Origin of the sequence: Streptococcus parasanguinis (genome assembly GCF_031582885.1) — a bacterium.
In the GTDB taxonomy this organism is placed as follows: Bacteria; Bacillota; Bacilli; order Lactobacillales; family Streptococcaceae; genus Streptococcus; species Streptococcus parasanguinis_M.
In genome coordinates, this window is sequence record NZ_CP133988.1 from 1,596,648 (window position 1) to 1,613,442 (window position 16,795).

Annotated in this window: 19 protein-coding genes, 1 tRNA gene and 1 pseudogene; 1 reads left to right on the plus strand and 20 read right to left on the minus strand. The window is 41.2% G+C overall.

The features are described from left to right. From RDV49_RS07585 to rpiA, 4 genes are all read right to left on the minus strand, one after another. Positions 1-810, minus strand: a complete 810-nt coding sequence (locus RDV49_RS07585) for a purine-nucleoside phosphorylase (RefSeq protein WP_003007090.1) — start codon at positions 808-810, stop codon at positions 1-3. Positions 811-822: 12 nt separating this feature from the next. Further along, a complete protein-coding gene (locus tag RDV49_RS07590; RefSeq protein ID WP_003007087.1) occupies positions 823-1,368 on the minus strand; it encodes a DUF1697 domain-containing protein in 546 nt (181 codons plus the stop codon). A 1-nt stretch (position 1,369) separates the two neighbouring features. Beyond that, on the minus strand, positions 1,370-2,581 hold the full coding sequence (locus tag RDV49_RS07595; RefSeq protein ID WP_003007085.1) for a phosphopentomutase: 1,212 nt from the start codon (positions 2,579-2,581) through the stop codon (positions 1,370-1,372). Between the two features lie 248 nt (positions 2,582-2,829). Then, a complete protein-coding gene (gene rpiA / locus RDV49_RS07600; RefSeq protein ID WP_037607862.1) occupies positions 2,830-3,501 on the minus strand; it encodes a ribose-5-phosphate isomerase RpiA in 672 nt (223 codons plus the stop codon). 162 nt (positions 3,502-3,663) lie between these two features. Here rpiA and mnmE point away from each other — a divergent pair, with 162 nt between their 5' ends. Then, complete coding sequence (gene mnmE, locus RDV49_RS07605) at positions 3,664-5,037, plus strand: tRNA uridine-5-carboxymethylaminomethyl(34) synthesis GTPase MnmE (RefSeq protein WP_037607860.1); 1,374 nt, start codon at positions 3,664-3,666, stop codon at positions 5,035-5,037. 43 nt (positions 5,038-5,080) lie between these two features. Here the strand turns inward: mnmE and RDV49_RS07610 are convergent, their stop codons facing one another. The 16 genes and pseudogenes from RDV49_RS07610 to RDV49_RS07685 form a co-directional block, all read right to left on the minus strand. Further along, positions 5,081-5,893, minus strand: a complete 813-nt coding sequence (locus RDV49_RS07610; RefSeq protein WP_037607858.1) for a PrsW family glutamic-type intramembrane protease — start codon at positions 5,891-5,893, stop codon at positions 5,081-5,083. Positions 5,894-6,046: 153 nt separating this feature from the next. Further along, positions 6,047-6,538, minus strand: a complete 492-nt coding sequence (locus RDV49_RS07615) for a hypothetical protein (protein ID WP_003007074.1) — start codon at positions 6,536-6,538, stop codon at positions 6,047-6,049. Between the two features lie 169 nt (positions 6,539-6,707). After that, positions 6,708-7,676 (minus strand): YdeJ family lipoprotein, encoded by a 969-nt coding sequence (locus tag RDV49_RS07620; RefSeq protein ID WP_003007071.1) that lies wholly within the window; start codon positions 7,674-7,676, stop codon positions 6,708-6,710. Between the two features lie 287 nt (positions 7,677-7,963). Beyond that, positions 7,964-8,251 (minus strand): hypothetical protein, encoded by a 288-nt coding sequence (locus RDV49_RS07625; protein ID WP_223345585.1) that lies wholly within the window; start codon positions 8,249-8,251, stop codon positions 7,964-7,966. Between the two features lie 346 nt (positions 8,252-8,597). Beyond that, positions 8,598-9,257, minus strand: coding sequence for a DUF6572 domain-containing protein (locus tag RDV49_RS07630; RefSeq protein ID WP_037607856.1), 660 nt, complete (start codon positions 9,255-9,257; stop codon positions 8,598-8,600). A gap of 101 nt (positions 9,258-9,358) precedes the next feature. Next, positions 9,359-9,787 (minus strand): annotated as a pseudogene (locus tag RDV49_RS07635) (hypothetical protein). Between the two features lie 15 nt (positions 9,788-9,802). Beyond that, on the minus strand, positions 9,803-10,225 hold the full coding sequence (locus RDV49_RS07640; protein ID WP_003007057.1) for a hypothetical protein: 423 nt from the start codon (positions 10,223-10,225) through the stop codon (positions 9,803-9,805). 246 nt (positions 10,226-10,471) lie between these two features. Further along, positions 10,472-10,543: transfer RNA gene (locus RDV49_RS07645), tRNA-Arg, on the minus strand. Positions 10,544-10,586: 43 nt separating this feature from the next. Continuing rightward, on the minus strand, positions 10,587-10,934 hold the full coding sequence (gene rplS, locus RDV49_RS07650) for a 50S ribosomal protein L19 (RefSeq protein ID WP_003003254.1): 348 nt from the start codon (positions 10,932-10,934) through the stop codon (positions 10,587-10,589). A gap of 123 nt (positions 10,935-11,057) precedes the next feature. After that, the gene (locus RDV49_RS07655; protein WP_204373446.1) at positions 11,058-12,221 is read right to left on the minus strand and encodes a chloride channel protein; all 1,164 of its coding nucleotides are present in this window, start codon (positions 12,219-12,221) and stop codon (positions 11,058-11,060) included. Positions 12,222-12,267: 46 nt separating this feature from the next. After that, the gene (locus RDV49_RS07660) at positions 12,268-12,540 is read right to left on the minus strand and encodes a chorismate mutase (RefSeq protein WP_003007051.1); all 273 of its coding nucleotides are present in this window, start codon (positions 12,538-12,540) and stop codon (positions 12,268-12,270) included. A gap of 63 nt (positions 12,541-12,603) precedes the next feature. Continuing rightward, positions 12,604-13,047 (minus strand): flavodoxin, encoded by a 444-nt coding sequence (locus tag RDV49_RS07665; protein WP_003007049.1) that lies wholly within the window; start codon positions 13,045-13,047, stop codon positions 12,604-12,606. A gap of 116 nt (positions 13,048-13,163) precedes the next feature. Further along, positions 13,164-13,853: a hypothetical protein gene (locus RDV49_RS07670; RefSeq protein ID WP_230454166.1), complete on the minus strand. Its 690-nt coding sequence runs from the start codon at positions 13,851-13,853 to the stop codon at positions 13,164-13,166. A 97-nt stretch (positions 13,854-13,950) separates the two neighbouring features. Beyond that, positions 13,951-14,598, minus strand: a complete 648-nt coding sequence (locus RDV49_RS07675) for a hypothetical protein (RefSeq protein ID WP_013903472.1) — start codon at positions 14,596-14,598, stop codon at positions 13,951-13,953. Further along, positions 14,519-16,441, minus strand: a complete 1,923-nt coding sequence (locus tag RDV49_RS07680) for a DUF3114 domain-containing protein (protein WP_003007040.1) — start codon at positions 16,439-16,441, stop codon at positions 14,519-14,521. Before RDV49_RS07680 ends, RDV49_RS07675 begins: the two co-directional genes overlap by 80 nt. Continuing rightward, positions 16,416-16,790: a DUF3958 family protein gene (locus tag RDV49_RS07685; protein ID WP_003007037.1), complete on the minus strand. Its 375-nt coding sequence runs from the start codon at positions 16,788-16,790 to the stop codon at positions 16,416-16,418. The genes RDV49_RS07680 and RDV49_RS07685 overlap by 26 nt, the downstream gene beginning before the upstream one ends. Positions 16,791-16,795 lie beyond the last annotated feature (5 nt).

A 16,795-nucleotide genomic window follows, 5' to 3' on the forward strand; every position in this document is an offset into this window, starting at 1 on the left:
TTAGAGTTCAGCAAGAATCGCTTTTAGCAACCCTTTGAAGTCGCCTTTGACGCGCTCTGTCACTTCCACTACTTCTTCGTGGTTGAGCTCTTCTTGGAAACCAGCCGCAAAGTTGGTAATACATGAAATACCAAGAACCTTCAAACCAGAGTGTGCTGCAATGATGACTTCCGGAACGGTTGACATTCCGACAGCATCTGCGCCAAGTGTCTTAAACGCACGGATTTCAGCTGGAGTTTCATAAGTTGGACCAGTCACACCGATATAAACCCCATCATCCAACTTGATACCCAATTTGTCTGCTACTTTATGAGCAGTCTCACGATATTCTGGAGTGTAGGCTTTTGACATATCTGGGAAACGTGGACCAAAGTCATCCAAGTTTTCACCGATCAATGGGTTTTGACCAGTCATGTTGATATGGTCTGTGATAGCCATCAAAGTACCAGGACCAAAGCCGATACCACCAGCAGCGTTGGTAACAAGAACCCCTTCACATCCTAAAACTTTCATGACACGAACTGGGAAAGTCACCACTTCTAGTGGGTTTCCTTCGTAGAAATGGAAACGTCCTTGAAGGGCCAAAACCTTACGTCCAGCAAGATCACCGTAGACCAATTTACCAGCATGGCCGACAACCGTTGAACGACCCCAGTTTGGAATTTCAGAGTAGTCTACTACGACTGGATTTTCGATTTCTTCAGCCAATTCTCCAAGACCTGATCCAAGGATCAAGCCAAACTCAGGTGCTTCCATTCCTTTGCCTTTCAAAAAAGCAGCTGTTTCATTGATTTTTGCTAATAATGTCATTGCATATCTCCTTTATGATTTCCTTAAAAATTGGCCAATTTTGTCAAATGTATTGGCATTGCGAATGGTCAACAGACGGTAATCCGGCATCTTGAGGACTTGTCTGTGGTAAGCGGTCTTAGTATAGGTTTCTTCCGAGTATTTACCCCAGTAGATCCCAAGGCTTCCACGATGGATGATTTCATCACCGAGCGAAAAAGAGGAAACCAGCTCCCAGACAGCATCCTGATCAAGGCCTTCTGTGTAAAAGAGAACATCCTTGCGGGCCAGATCCTCCTGCCACCATGTTGGTAGAGCAGCGAGATCTTGCGCATAGTCCTCAGCTGAAAAGAGAGAAAAAGACTGGATAAAAGGATAGTGATCACGAAAGAAATGTCCCAGCAAATCTACCAATTCTGCTTTAGAAGCAGCAGATTCAAAGAAGACATTGCCACTATTGATGTAGGTCTCTACCCCATCCAGCCCGATCGTTTGGAGCTCCTCTCGAAACTCTGCCATCACGACCTTGTTTTTCCCGCCAACATTGATCCCTCTTACGAGGAGAGCGAAGCGTGTCATCTTAGTTCAATTTGTCTAAGAAGCTTTCACCGATCATGGCTTTTTCAACACCAAAGTTCTCAGCAATCGTTGCAGAGATATCAGAGAAATATCCTACTGGAATCACACCATTGCCCTTGAAGGATGGGCTATAAGCCAAGAATGGAATGTATTCACGCGTATGGTCTGTACCAGCGTAGGTTGGGTCATTCCCGTGGTCTGCAGTAATCATCAAGAGGTCATCTTCACGCATGCCTGCAATGATTTCTGGCAAGCGTTCATCAAATTCATGCAAGCAATCGCGGTAGCCGTGAGCATTGCGACGGTGACCGTAAAGAGCATCAAAGTCTACCAAGTTGGTAAATGAGAAGCCTTCTTGGAACTCAGGAAGTCCCATGGTCTTAATCAAGGTATCCATACCGTGGCTATTTGATTTGTTGTGGCCCATATCGTGGTTGATACCAGCTCCGTTAAAGATGTCGTTGATCTTACCAACTGCATAAGTATCGATACCTGCTTCATTCAACTTGTCCAAAACAGTTGGCGCAAATGGTGAAACAGCCAAGTCACGACGGTTGGCTGTCCGTGTGAAGTTTCCTGGTTCCCCAACATAAGGACGCGCAATGATTCGACCAAGAAGAGCTGGACGTTCCAAAGTGATGGAACGAGCGTATTCACAGATACGGTAGAGTTCATCCAAAGGAATGATGTCTTCGTGGGCTGCGATTTGAAGAACTGGGTCAGCTGATGTATAAATGATCAACTCGCCAGTTTCCATTTGACGTGGTCCAAAGTCATCGATGACCGCTGTACCAGAATAAGGCATGTTAGCTTCACGGATGACCTTACGTCCTGAGAATTCTTCAATCTTTGTAATAATTTCTTCAGGGAAACCATTCCAGAAGGTATCAAACGGTTCTGTAATGTTGAGCCCCATGATTTCCCAGTGACCAGTCATGGTGTCTTTCCCAAGAGAGACTTCTTGCAATTTTGTCGCATAGCCAGTTGGATTGCTTTCAGCTGGCACAGTCTTCAATGGTACTTCACGAGGAATATTTCCAAGACCGATTTTGGCCATATTTGGTACATTCAAACCGACAGTTTTAGAGATGTGGCCCAAAGTATCAGATGCTCCATCTGGAACACCTGCATTGACAAAGTTATTGGCATCTGGTGCAGCACCGATCCCAACTGAATCCAGCACAACTAAGTGCATGCGTTTAAATTTTGACATATACTGCCTCTTTCCTTTATTAAACTAGCTATATTATACCATATCCCTATAAGAAGAGAGCCGTTGTTTGATCCGAGGCTGGGACAAAAGTCCTAGCCTCTCAATTGTTTTTGGATTGTCGAGCAAGACGCAGTGGTTGAGTGGGCTCTACTACGCTGATTTCATCAGCTTTTACAGCCCTACTCAACTGTGCGGAGGTGGGACGACGAAATCGAATTCTAACGAATTACCGATTTCTGTCCCACTCTCTATTTTTCTATGATGACAGGGCCATCTGGTGTCCCTACAATCACTTTTGAAATCATGTTCAAGAATAAACCGTGCTCGACAACCCCGACGGTATGATCCAATTCATTGGCTAGAGCTTCTGCATCCTCGATCACCTTAAGATCCAAGTCAATGATGAAGTTGCCTTGGTCGGTTACAAAACGTTGATCATCCGCGAGACGGAAAGCAGGATGGTAGCCTTTTTGCTCAAAGTGACGGAAAAGATTTTCAGCCCCGTATTGCACTACTTCCACTGGAAGTTTGAAAGCCCCAAGAGTTGCGACTTGTTTGGATTCATCCACGATCCAAATGCAATCTTTCGAATTGGTTGCGACGATCTTTTCCATGAGGAGAGCACCACCGCCACCTTTGATCCCGTTCAATTGAGGATCCACTTCATCTGCGCCATCCACTGTCACATCGACCAATTCGACATCGTCGATAGCCTTGAGCGGGATGCCTAAACTTTCAGCCTGATCATAGGTCACACTCGACGTTGTGACAGCTGTGATCTGCAAGCCTTCTTCTTTGATGCGACGACCCAATTCAGCCACAAAATAATAAGCAGTTGACCCTGTACCGAGACCGACAATCATGCCGTCTTTGACAAACTCAGCCGCTTTAATTCCTACCTGTTCTTTTAGGTTTACCATCATAGACCTCCTTTTATATTCTATTACAGTATAGCATATTCTGTAAGAGATTTCACTAATTAATTGAAACCCTTTCCAAGTTTTAGTTTTAAAAGCAAAACCTTGCCCGTCCGCTGACTTTACGATAGAATAGAGATGAATCTACAGGAAAAGAGAAATGACATGATTACTAAAGAATTTGATACCATTGCTGCCATCTCGACTCCTCTTGGTGAGGGGGCGATCGGGATCGTCCGCTTGAGCGGGACAGACAGCTTTGCCATTGCGCAAAAGATCTTCAAAGGGAAAGATTTAAGCAAGGTCGCTAGCCACACCCTCAACTACGGTCATATCGTAGATCCAGATAAGGACGAGATTCTTGACGAAGTCATGGTGGGAGCCATGCGCTCGCCGAAGACTTTTACCCGTGAAGACATCATCGAGATCAATACCCACGGCGGGATTGCTGTGACCAATGAAATCCTGCAATTGGTCATTCGTGAAGGCGCTCGATTAGCTGAGCCTGGTGAATTTACCAAGCGGGCCTTTCTAAACGGTCGGGTCGATTTAACCCAGGCCGAAGCCGTCATGGACATTATTCGCGCTAAGACCGACAAGGCCATGAACATCGCCGTGAAGCAACTAGATGGTTCCCTCTCTGATCTCATCAACAACACGCGCCAAGAGATCCTCAATACCCTGGCCCAGGTTGAAGTCAATATCGACTATCCTGAGTACGATGATGTCGAAGAAGCAACCACTGAGATCATCCGTGAAAAGACCAGTGAATTTGAAGCCCTCTTGACCAACCTCCTCAAGACTGCCCGCCGTGGAAAGATCTTGCGTGAAGGGATTTCTACTGCTATCATCGGTCGTCCAAACGTTGGCAAGTCTAGCCTCCTCAATAATCTTCTTCGCGAAGAAAAAGCCATTGTTACCGATATCGAAGGGACCACCCGTGACGTTATCGAGGAATACGTCAACATCAACGGGGTTCCCCTCAAATTGGTCGATACAGCCGGTATCCGTGAGACCGAAGACATCGTTGAGCAAATCGGTGTCGAACGGTCGAAAAAAGCCCTCAAGGAAGCCGATCTAGTCCTCCTCGTTCTCAATGCTAGCGAGCCCTTGACCGATCAAGACCGCCAACTCCTTGAAATCTCTCAAGATAGCAACCGCATCATTCTCCTCAATAAGGTCGACCTCCCAGAGAAGATCGAAATCGACCAACTGCCGGAAGATCATATCAAGATTTCCGTTCTGAAAAACCAAAACATCGATCAAATTGAAGACCGGATCAATGCCCTCTTCTTCGAAAATGCTGGGCTGGTTGAGCAAGATGCGACTTATCTTTCTAATGCTCGTCACATCTCCCTCATCGAGAAAGCTGTTGAAAGCCTGCAAGCGGTCAACGAAGGCTTGGCCCTCGGTATGCCGGTAGACTTGCTTCAAGTCGACCTCACCCGCACCTGGGAAATTCTCGGAGAAATCACTGGGGATGCTGCACCAGATGAGCTCATCACCCAACTCTTCAGCCAGTTCTGTCTTGGAAAATAACAAAAATGCGTATGTGTCCAAACATACGCATTCTTTTTTTGTTTTATTTTGCTTGTTCTAATCGCTCGACGTCTTGATAAGCTTGGTAGATTAGGAAGAGCCCCGTAGCATTCAAGACTGGAATCGCAATCGGCAACTCGGTCACGATTTGTGAGAAGGGTGAATTGCCAACAAAATGGAGTCCAAACCCTGCTACTAAATATCCCCAGCCTGATAGACGTAGATCCTTGCGTCCTCTGCTTGCTTGGACAATCAAGAAGAGCCCCAGCATAACAAGGCCTGTGTAAACCCAGTGAGACATGGGCGCATTGGCCACACGACCGAGAATCCCTGACACCGTGTAAGAGAAACCTCCTGGCAGGTCCTGACGGATATAGGCAAAGTCCTCGACGATCTGGAAACCAAGACCAGAGGCAATAGCCAAGAGGAAGATCGACTTGATGCGACGGACACTGAACAAATAGAGGACAAAGAAGATGGGAATCAACTTAAATGGTTCCTCAAAGAGGGGCGCAGCGATGGCACTCTCGTACTGGTTCCAAAAGTCGCTATTTGGAGCGATCGCTTGAATCATGTCATGGAAATAGGTATTGGCAAAGCTAGACAACCAACCGGCAACAAAGCCCCCTCCTAATAAAGAAAAGAGAACCGGTACCCAAGACAACTTCCACTTCTTCGCAAAATGAAAGAGAGCCCAAACAGCAGGAAGTGCATAAACCAAAAGGATCAGGGTAGAAAGTCCCACAATCCCGTACTGACTACCAGACATCCAGCCTTCTGTCAGTGACTGGGTCTCATAGGCTAGGCCGATCGCTAGCAAGAGTAAATAGAGAAACAAAATCGATTTGCGTTTCATAAAAGACCTTTCTAAAGTGAAATGAAAAAGGCTGGAAGCCCAGTCTTTTCCGAGTAATATCATTGTAACAGGATCAGCTTAAAAAAACAATAAATGTGGATTAGTGAGAAAAATGTAAAACGTAGATGGCGACAAATGGTTGACTAAATTTAGTTACTTAATCACCAACGCTCCATTTTCCTCCGTCGCCAAGAGCTTCTCATCTTTATCATATATTTTAAGTTTTATACTGCTCGGTTTGTTTTGAGTTGCATTGTATTGCTTTACTATCTCTTCTTTTAAATCAAAAAGCGTCTTACAATAATCTTTTGGATTTATATTTGCTAAAGATAGCATATTTTCTGATACAGAGAAGACAAGGATCACATACTCTTCATTATAATACACTTTCGCCATCTCAATTTCGCCATTGATTTGATTTTGAAGCATATAAGCAAATACTACATTAGGTTTTTCATTTCCAACCAATGAGGTAGGGGCTTGATTCATCCCTTTGACCACTGATTCTTTACTTTCCTTTGTAGAATCTTTTACATTCTGTTCAGTAGACTGCTCTTTTTTGTCTTCATTCTTCACTTCTTTTTGCGCGCACGATGACAGAAATAGCGAGAGAATGGTCATTGTTGCAAACATAGTTTTTTTCATAGATTTTCTCCTTTTATTTTTACAAGTAGAAAACGACCTGTAATTGACCAAAATTGCATAAGCTTCCTGTAAAAGATATTCCAAACCTTTAATCTTATAACCTAATAGGTCATTAGAACTTTAATAGTTTAAAAAATTTTTATCTAATATTATTTTACCATAATCTTTCTTACTTCAGTACTGCAAGAATCTGGCGAATCATGTCTGGATCCCCATCTGGCAAAGTCACCGTTTCAGCATGGTCCAAGATCCCTTGGGTAAATTGCGTCATAAACTCTTCACTATTAAGCTCATCCGCAGACTGTTGCCAGTGGCTCGGTACAGGATAGATCGTCACTGTCCCATCACCGTTGGATGCATAAGTGATATTTCCTTCTGCTGAATAAGAACCAAACAGATGGCGCACATCTTTTGGATAATCGACACCCAAGCCACCATTATAAATCTTTGTTCCAGCTGCACTATTTGAAATATTTAACTCTGAAGGAACGTTCTTGATCACATAAGCCCAGACACGCGCAGCTTCGACCTGAGCATCGGTGTAGCCTGGATAATCATTCTGATCCGCCTTCTTCGAAGATTTGACCTCGCTATCCGATCGAGTATTCCACTTCTTGGCCTTACTCGTCTTAGACTTACTACTGCTATCATCTGTATCTACTTGCTCCCGATCTTTCGGTTGCTCTTTCTTGCGATAGTAGAAATTGTCATCATCGCCATAAGCCGGTGACTGACCAGCCCAGATCCGATCCTTGGACTTATCCGAAGCATCGTCTTTGCCAGCTTTCTGACCCTTTGGCAGGAGCAAGAGACCGTAGCCTCCAACACCCGACTTGGCACTAACCGTCATCTCAGCGATCTGGTCCTTCTGCTTAAAGCTCGATGCATTAAGCTCAACATCCTCGCTGACCAAGCCCTTGTCATCAAAGACCAGCTCATTGCCACGCCCATCGATCCAAGTCCCCTTGATACTCGAGTAGTCCTTAGCCTTGATGGCTTTCAAATCAATACCAGACTGTTTCTTTTCCGAAGTGCTGGTCTGCTTGGTATCCGAACTCTTAGGCGACACCGTCCTATGAGGACGACCGCAGGAAGCCAAGACCAAAGCAGAAAGCACAATCACAAAACCCTTTTTCATATCAATCTCCCTTCACACACCTACTATTTTAGAAAAATAAGAAAGGAGAGTCAAAGAAAAAGAGGAGGGGGAGAATAAATTAATGACATAAAAGTCTGTAAAATTATGATTTGAATTTCTAAAGAAAAAGAAGCTCAATGTATCGAGCTCCTAGACCATCATTTTTTGTTTTTCTTGTTTTGGGATCATTCGAAAGAACACAGCTCTAAAACAAGGAAACATTGATACTATCAACTCCACACATCCTACATAGACAGTTTCCCTTATTTTTTTAATATGCTTCAAAACTATATCTTGTACAAATTATTTAATCTTTCTAACTCTAATACATTCATACATACTTCTACTCCAGTAACTACCCCCTTACTATAAATAATTCCACAAGAAAACACAATCCTCTTCTGACTCAAAATATTTGACAATATTACAAATGATTCCAAAACATAATCCTCTATAGTAATAAAACAATTATTTTCATCTTTGAAAAACTCTATAAATCCAATATCCTTACACCTATCACCCAAATGAAACCTAAGTGATTTTAAATAATAATCAAAAAACACATCACTTTCCATAGAAAACCCCTTCATTTTTAAAATATTCTGTTATATCATACAAAAAATAAGTTTTGGCACCATTCGAAACAACACAGCTCTAAAACATCAACACTCGGTCATAAGTGAACTACTCCGCAAAAGTTAGACAGAAAAAATCTAACTTTTGGGCTGCAGTTCAACTGTCAGTGTTTTCTTTTCTATCTCTGTCCCCTGCCGAAATATAAAATATGCTTAGAAAGCCTATTCTAATAGGCTTTTAGAAAATTTTGGTCTACTTTTTAACTATCTCATTTTTTGACTGACCTTCGCTTTAATACTTTTAATACCTCATAAATTGATTAATTTTATTCTTCTTAGTTGTTCTTTACTCCGGCAATTCTACCTTCAAGCTCATATCCGTCGGTTGCAATACCTTCTGAACCGCTGCGAGGAAGGCTAAGCCGTTATCTGATGGAGAATATTGGAAGGTGATATGGACGATTTTCTTATCAAACTTATCGCCATATCTCTCCACATATTGCTTGCTTTCGAGGAAGTAAATGTAATTGTTAATTTTTTCCTGCAGAATTTCCAGATGGACTGCTTCTATCTCTTCCTCCCAGCCAACTGGATCCACCAGAAGAAGCTCTAAATGATTATCAACTATACCAATAGCGTCAAGTTCGCTAGGTTCCAGTTCTGAAACAATGGCTTTGGTGACAATTTGTCTAAATTCCTCTGCTGTGAAAAGACAACGACTATTTTCAGGATTTTTCAAAATAAAGGAAGGATGATCTTCGATGAAGAGCTTATCGGATTCATCTTGTGTATATTGCTTTTTAGATTTCCAAAAACCATATTGTGCATAATTCATCAACTCTTTACCAGTATGTTCTCCCGACATGTAACTGTCTGCAGCTTCTTTGGGGATTTCTCTAACCACTTCTGGGCAGGTAATATTAAAAGTTGGATAACGTAAAAAATACTTGTCACCGTCTTGATAGATTTCCAACATGTCTTTTTGACTTAAATAAATAGTTTCTATTTTATCACCTTTACTATTTGATAATTATCTATTAGCTAAAAAGAGAAGCCAACTATTGAAACTTTATATGAAGTTTTTTGAATCTTTTATTTATCACTATTTTATATAGGCCAGTTCCCTGTTTCTGCATAAATCATCACTTCATATGCGTCCCTAGAAGATTGAAATGCTTTATCCATTAGCTCCTTAGTAATAGGATAGCATACTTCTGGGCCTACAGCTCCGCCAATTTATTTAAAGAAGCTAATTTCGTAGTAGCCGCCTGTCTCATATACAATAAATCCATTGCCTCTAAGTACAATCGTATCCGATTGATTATAATCTTCTAACTCATCTTTCTTTGGCCAACGATGATGTTCACAATAAAACATTACTTCTAAAGAATCTTTTTCTGATTTTGAAACACTTTCTGCTAATTCCTGGCTAATGGGAAAATTAAGCACTTCTTTCCCTCTACTCCACAGAATTTGATAATCATTATTGTTTTTTAATACCGTACAATTTTTGTATTGTTGAATTTCTGTTGTCATACTATTTCTTTTTGTCTATTTCAATGGTGATACATAATCGTCTGGAAGTTTGCCTCTCCAGTCAATCCATTTTTGTTCAGCAAGTGGAATTAATGTCTCAAGCTCTTCCTGAGTAAATAATTCCCAACTCTTAGGATTAGCTATTAAAGGAGTTAAGCCTTTTAATACAAATTGTTTCTCACTAGCCTTCTTTTCTTCTTCCGTCGGTGGCCAAGAATCGTGTTTAATCTTCCAAGATACTTCGCTTAGCGTTCTTTCCCCACTATCTAATAAGGCAAATAGCTCATTTGGTAATTCATAGACAACTAACCAAGAAACTATGGTTCCTTCTTCTAAAACCAAATAATACTTGTCCACATCTCTCCATATATGCTGACCGTATCCTTTTACCTCTTCAAACTTGGTAACATCTTCCCATTCTAGTTTTGTTGGTTTCATTTGTATTCTCCTAGTGCAAGTTATTCTCTCAACCAGAATATCATAAAATCAGGCTTCTTTTTCTCTTCCTCAATAGGCGATGCCATCTTTTACACATTAATCCGATCTCATTATAAGGAGAGAAATCCCAATCAAATTAGTACTTATACTTTCCCCTATTATACCACACCATAGATATCTTATGACTTTTGTCAACATTTGGCAAAAGAAAAAACACTGGCGAATCAGTGTTTTACTTATCTATATTGTCCCCTGCCGGAATCGAACCAGCAACTACTCCTTAGGAGGGAGTTGTTATATCCATTGAACTAAGGGGACTTATAAAAAAAGAAGCGAGATCACTCCCGCCTCCTTGTTCGTCTTAACGACGGATTTCTTTAATACGAGCTGCTTTACCTTGCAATGCACGAAGGTAGTACAATTTCGCACGACGTACTTTACCGTAACGAACAACTTCAATCTTTTCTACACGTGGAGTGTGTACTGGGAATGTACGTTCAACACCGACACCGTTAGAGATTTTACGAACAGTGTACATTTCAGTGTGTCCTTGACCTTTACGAGCGATAACAACGCCTTCAAAGATCTGGATACGTTCACGAGATCCTTCGACAACTTTCGCGTGTACACGAACAGTGTCACCGGGACGGAATGCAGGGATATCAGTACGAAGTTGACCTTCAGTCAAGCTTTGGATTAATGGATTCATTTTATTCTCCTATCTTCGTCAATCTTGAGGGACCTCCCTCAGCGGATAAACTGTATTTTTGTGCTTCCATTACGCACAGAAACTATCATATCAGATATTTTCAGGTTTGTAAAGCTCTTTTCTCTACTTTTTTGCAACTTTTTGGCCGGAATAAATGCTCCACTCTTTTGGTAGGCAATAGGCGATGGCGCAGGCGATCACAAAGAAAGGAAGATTGTCATAGCCAAAGACTTCTCCTCCAATCAAGATCGGTGCGAGCAAGGTCGTGGTCGCACTACCAAAGACACTGGCATAACCGATAGCAGCCACCACTAAGACGGGTAAGCCCAGCAGAGGAGCGAGAAAGACGCCAAGTGTAGCTCCGATCGCAAAGAGCGGTGTCACTTCTCCTCCTTGGTATCCAGCAGAGATGGTCACCACGGTAAAGAGGAGCTTGAGAATCCAGTCATAACTCTGCGCACTCCCCTGATGAAAAGCCACATCAATCAGATTGGTTCCGAGTCCGCTATAAGAGCCAACCTTGGTCAGTTGGAGAGTCAAGAGGATCAAGCTGAGCCCAGCCCCAATGACCGCGATTCGAATATACGGATTAGGCAGTACTTTCGCGACTGTTTTCTTCAACCAGGAAAGGCTAACTGCAAAGAGTTTCCCAGCGAGGCCAAAAGCCAAGCCAAGAAGGGCGACTTTGATCAAGGTCTCTGGTGTCCAGCTCAGCGTTTCCTTGAGTGGCACAGCAAATTTCTCCAAGCCAAGAGCATGAGAGGTGAAGCTAGCCACGATCGAGGCGATAAGGGCAGGATAGAGAGCCATCAACTGCAACTCCCCAACTGTCAAGACTTCAAGAGCAAAGAAGGTTGCTGCGAGTGGCGTCTGAAAGAGCCCCGCAAAACCGGCTGCCATCCCGGTCATGAGAAAAATACGCGAAGCATCTGGAATCTTGATGTGACGGGCAAAACGATGCGAAAGCGTAGCTCCGATCTGGACTGCTACACCTTCCCGACCGACCGAACCACCAAAGAGATGGCTCATCCAGGTCGTCAGCATGATCAAAGGCACCAAGACCAAGGGGATTTTCTCCTCACGCGCGTGTCCGACATCAAAGATGAGGCCCATCCCTTTTGAAGCCTTGCCACCAAAACGTTTATAAAGATAAACGATGACAAGCCCCGCTAAGGCTAGGAAAAGAATCAAGGGCCAATGCTGGCTTCGTACATCTCCAATCAGGAGAAGACCTTGACCAAAAATCATATCAATAGCACCAACCAAGAGTCCAATAAAAAGAGCCATCCCTGTTAGGACCACATACTGTTGTGCTTTTTGCTTGATCGATAGACTAGTCACGCGCCCTCACCTCCTCTTGGAAGTCTCTCGAGCGCTTCATCATATCTTGAAACTGAGCTTGAATGGTCGCACGATACTGCTCATCCGTCACGAGAGACCCGACTTTCTCAAGCACTTCTCTCTCCCTTCCTTGATCGAGCACAGGTAAGCCCTGCTGCTCCTTATATTCTACAATCTGACCGACACAGACTATCCGTCTTTCCAGCAAGGCTACTAGCTCTTGATCGATCTGGTCAATGTCCTTACGAATCTGATCTAAATCCATGTGTCTCCTCTTTATTTTGGATATAAATCGAGGCTGTAATCCATCGATCCAGCCTCTTTGTCATTAATTTGCTTTTGCTACAAGTTCTTCTGCAAAGGCTTCTAATTTTTCAATGTCTTCATCTTCTGCAGACAAATCAACTTTGACACACTCAGAGCCTTTTTCAGCACCAGTCGCAGCGAAGCAACGGTCGAAATCATCAACTGCTTTACAGAATTCATCGTAGAAGGTATCACCTGATCCTACCACACCGTAAAGTTTGCCTTTGAGATCAAGGCCAGCCAAATCTTCGTAGAAATCTTGGATCTCATCTGGAAGCTCTCCATCACCGTAAGTATAAGTCGCTACCACCGCGATATCCGCATCAAGGAAGTCTTCCGCATCCACAGTTGTACACTCATCCACATCTACTTCGACACCAAGATCACGGAATTTGTCCGCTACGATATCAGCAATTTCTTCAGTATTTCCAGTCATACTAGCAAAAACAATCTTCGCTACAGTCATAATTTCCTCCCAAAAGCTATTTCCCGTATTATATCACTTTTTCAAGCATTTTGCACGAAACCTTTCCCGATAAGGTGAAAGAAGGGGCTTGTTTCAAGAATTTGGACTGATTCTACTTAATCGCCCTTGTTCTCTTCTTGAATTGCTTTAATAGTTTTAATTTCTTCATCCAACTTCTTATCAAAATCAGACTTATTTTTGAAGGGATACGAATAGGTGCGCCAAGGGTACCATTTTAGACCTTCTTCACCCTTATAGTACCACTCGATTCTAGTAGGTAAGAATTCTTTGTTGTAGGTGATACGGACTTTGGAGAATTGGCTATCCTTGATAGAATATCTACCTTCAAATTCAGGCGGATATTCCTCTTTCATTAATTTATCATCCACAAATCTTTTCGGTGAACTTGTAATCTGATAGTTAGATTTCTTAATTTCATCAGTAGTAATTTTCTTACTTAACAGAACTGACGATAGTTCTTCATTTACTGCAGATTTGTAATACTGTTTACGATCCCAGTCCGCTTTATAACCACCATAAACTGTATCGTCTTTCACTGCCGTTTCATCATTATAGTAATATTCTTTTTTCTCAAGGTCCACCCCAACCTCAAAATGCTCATCGGTAGAATCTCCCATTTTAATCATAACAAATTGCTTTTTCTTTAAAACATTCAATGCTGGTTGATTGTAACTGCAACTACTTAGGAATACTGCAATAAGTATTACGAGCAACACTACCACAATTTTTTTTGGAAATTCTAACCATCGTTTTCTTTTAATTAATTGTTTAACTTCTTTTATCATATCCATTTCATTCTATCAAAATATCCAATCCAAAGGAAGTGTCTTCCTATCAATAAAGCTGGGCCTTATATAAGCTCAGCTTTATCTAAAAATTATGTTAATCTCCCTCATTTTCCTCTTGAATTTCTTTAATATTTTCGATTTCTTCATCCAGCTTTTTATCAAAATCAGACTTATTTTTGAAGGGATACGAATAGGTGCGCCAAGTGTACCATTTTAGTCCTTCTTCACCCTTATAGTACCACTCAATTTTTGTTGGTAGAAATTCTTTGTTGTAGGTGATACGGACTTTGGAAAACTGACTATCCTTGATAGAATATCTACCTTCAAATTCAGGCGGATGTTTTTCTTCTAATAATTTTTTATTGATGAATGAATCAGTTGAACGAGTGATTTGATAGTTGGAATCTTTTATATCTTTAATATTAATTTGGTGATTTAAAAGTGCTGAAGTGAGCTCAATATCCAAAGCTCTTTTATAATACTCCGCAGCACTATATTCCTGACTACCACCATACAATTTATTATTTTTTATTGCAGCTCCATGGTAATAAAAAAAATCTTTTTCTTTTAAATCAAAACCTGCACTGATTGATAATTTTTTATCATTATCTGAAATACTTTGAGTCTCAATATAACGTTTATTTATTAATATTGAATGAGTATCACTTATGCTCTTTGATGTACTCAGGGCTACGAGTATACTTATTATACCCGCGATCGCTAGGCTTAATGCCACTAGCATAACTTTTATATTTATTATACTCTTCCATTTTTTCTTTTTCTGACATTCCTTTTGTATTACGTTGCCATGCTTCATAGTCTTCATGTCCTCCTCCTTTTACAATATCCGCAAATTGACCTACATGAGCAGTTTTTTCATCTGTTTTACCCAAATCATTTTCATAGCGAAATAGTCTTTTTGCTTCAGTTCGAGTAGCTGGCTCAGGAGTACCATCCACATCAAGCATTCCATGTTTTCCTTGATAAATTCCCGAAACATCCGTATTATTACCTTTTGAAGGGCCGTAATTAAATGATTCCGTGTTAGCAATTTCCCTTAATTCATCTTTAAAATAATTATTTGGATTAGAATCATAGCGACCATTTGCTAGCTTGTGATTATCATAGGCATCCCATTGACTGTCAAACTCGCCGGTATCCAAATTCACAATAAATTCCACCATCCGGGCATTGTTCAAATCTTTTCCTTTAGCTGAATTGCCCTGAGGGACTTGAACTTTCATATTATAGGGACGTTTGAAGCCATCTTTTGGATTAAAGCGGTTATGGTAGTTAGAGCCGGTTGTGTAATCAAATTCAATATTATTTTCTTTACCATATGCTAACAGTTTCTCGTAATCATTTGCACCTTCGTAATGATTGCGAATATAGTAAATTGCTTGACGATCCAGATAGTAGCGGAAGAAATGAACTTGCTGCCTAAGTAAATCTTTTTTGTAATTAAGATGTTTATCACCGAATGCTTTTACAACATCACGTCTGAAATACATGTTGAAATCACCATGTGGTGGTAGATTCTCTGAAATCTTATGCGTTTTGCTTGTCAAATGCATAAACTGCTTTTTGTCCGTTTCTGCACCCAATTGCTTAAGAACCAGTTCTACTTTTGCTTTTGAATCTAGTTTACTACTAGCATACATTTCTGTATAGATATCTGATCCAATCTCCTTGGTTTCTGCATACAAAGCATCTCTCCTTGCATTTAACTCACTGCCTGTCTTGGCATCAGCAGTTCTTTTTGAAACGCCTTTAACATAACCTTTGATGGCATCCTTATCCCAGCCATCTATTTCTTTAAGGTTCACTGATTGTTCACGTAATCCCGTAAGAAATTGGTTATATTCGAACGCTGTTACATCCTTTGGTTTCGTTGGCAAATATTCATTTTCAAACTCTTTATTCTTAATCGTTTCATTTACGAGATCAGACCAGGATAAATCCTTTGGAATAGAATACATTCCAGTATTTGGATTCCACGCTACGTTAATTTGATTGACAGCTATTTGAATAGCTTGGGCTAAGACATCAATTTCCCAGAAGATACTTGGCGATGATGCATTAAACGCTCTGAGTTTATTTAATTTTTCTTGTAGTTTATTTTTAGTAGCTTTAAAAATACTTTCTAATACGTTTAATCCTTGAATCCTCTGTAATCTCTGCAACCGTTGAAAATCTCCAGCACTAGTCGATTTACTAGCAGCAATTTCATTGATCTCTGCATGAAAGATAGCAATCATTCGATCACACTGTTCAATATCAGAAACCAACTTTTCTTCCTGTAAGTCCTCGTCAGCCACCTCCGAGCGATAGGATGCTGGAAGCTTCTTCACACTTTCTTGTGTAGCTTCTGCTAAAGCAACCCCAGCCTCCTTCAATGGCTGGACAACACTTGTCACAAAGCTTCTAAAAGAGTCGTAAGCTTGGCCAGACAAGCGCGAGGCAGAATTTTCTATTTGAGTTAATGATGTTTCTAGTGATTCATAGGCTTTCAATTGTTGCTCAATCATAGTACCTGTGCTACTTGCTTGGCTATCCAAACTACCGCGATAAACTTCGATTCCCATCGTCACACTCCTTTTCAATCATTAATTTTTTCCGTTCATGATAGATGTCATTTAAATCATCTTCGACTTTTCTTTTTTGAATAGCTAATTCATCCAGCTCTTCTAAATAACTATTTGAAATTTTTCGCGATTCATGAAGAAATCCCTCTTGAAGTTGGTCAAAAAAATTTCTAGAGGAAGGATAGGATTCAAATGCATCCCATAAATAACGGTGCGCATCAGAGCTATAGCCCTCAAAGCGGTTCAACTCATCTTCCAGATTTCTTTTTTCTCTTACAATTTCTCTTTCTTTTTGGAAAAGTTGGTCTTCTTGTCTTCTTAATTCCGATAGTTGTTGATCGTGATTCATCTTAC

What these genes read in the sequence shown, in the direction of transcription:
- RDV49_RS07680 (WP_003007040.1), bottom strand. Translation starts at nt 16,441, where the DNA reads ATGGGAATCGAAGTTTATCGCGGTAGTTTGGATAGCCAAGCAAGTAGC.
- rpiA (WP_037607862.1), bottom strand. Translation starts at nt 3,501, where the DNA reads ATGGTAAACCTAAAAGAACAGGTAGGAATTAAAGCGGCTGAGTTTGTC.
- RDV49_RS07620 (WP_003007071.1), bottom strand. Translation starts at nt 7,676, where the DNA reads ATGAAAAAGGGTTTTGTGATTGTGCTTTCTGCTTTGGTCTTGGCTTCC.
- RDV49_RS07590 (WP_003007087.1), bottom strand. Translation starts at nt 1,368, where the DNA reads ATGACACGCTTCGCTCTCCTCGTAAGAGGGATCAATGTTGGCGGGAAA.
- RDV49_RS07640 (WP_003007057.1), bottom strand. Translation starts at nt 10,225, where the DNA reads ATGAAACCAACAAAACTAGAATGGGAAGATGTTACCAAGTTTGAAGAG.
- RDV49_RS07625 (WP_223345585.1), bottom strand. Translation starts at nt 8,251, where the DNA reads ATGGAAAGTGATGTGTTTTTTGATTATTATTTAAAATCACTTAGGTTT.
- RDV49_RS07595 (WP_003007085.1), bottom strand. Translation starts at nt 2,581, where the DNA reads ATGTCAAAATTTAAACGCATGCACTTAGTTGTGCTGGATTCAGTTGGG.
- rplS (WP_003003254.1), bottom strand. Translation starts at nt 10,934, where the DNA reads ATGAATCCATTAATCCAAAGCTTGACTGAAGGTCAACTTCGTACTGAT.
- RDV49_RS07615 (WP_003007074.1), bottom strand. Translation starts at nt 6,538, where the DNA reads ATGAAAAAAACTATGTTTGCAACAATGACCATTCTCTCGCTATTTCTG.
- RDV49_RS07610 (WP_037607858.1), bottom strand. Translation starts at nt 5,893, where the DNA reads ATGAAACGCAAATCGATTTTGTTTCTCTATTTACTCTTGCTAGCGATC.
- RDV49_RS07660 (WP_003007051.1), bottom strand. Translation starts at nt 12,540, where the DNA reads ATGGATTTAGATCAGATTCGTAAGGACATTGACCAGATCGATCAAGAG.
- RDV49_RS07655 (WP_204373446.1), bottom strand. Translation starts at nt 12,221, where the DNA reads ATGGCTCTTTTTATTGGACTCTTGGTTGGTGCTATTGATATGATTTTT.
- RDV49_RS07685 (WP_003007037.1), bottom strand. Translation starts at nt 16,790, where the DNA reads ATGAATCACGATCAACAACTATCGGAATTAAGAAGACAAGAAGACCAA.
- RDV49_RS07665 (WP_003007049.1), bottom strand. Translation starts at nt 13,047, where the DNA reads ATGACTGTAGCGAAGATTGTTTTTGCTAGTATGACTGGAAATACTGAA.
- RDV49_RS07585 (WP_003007090.1), bottom strand. Translation starts at nt 810, where the DNA reads ATGACATTATTAGCAAAAATCAATGAAACAGCTGCTTTTTTGAAAGGC.
- RDV49_RS07675 (WP_013903472.1), bottom strand. Translation starts at nt 14,598, where the DNA reads ATGCTAGTGGCATTAAGCCTAGCGATCGCGGGTATAATAAGTATACTC.
- RDV49_RS07670 (WP_230454166.1), bottom strand. Translation starts at nt 13,853, where the DNA reads ATGATAAAAGAAGTTAAACAATTAATTAAAAGAAAACGATGGTTAGAA.
- mnmE (WP_037607860.1), top strand. Translation starts at nt 3,664, where the DNA reads ATGATTACTAAAGAATTTGATACCATTGCTGCCATCTCGACTCCTCTT.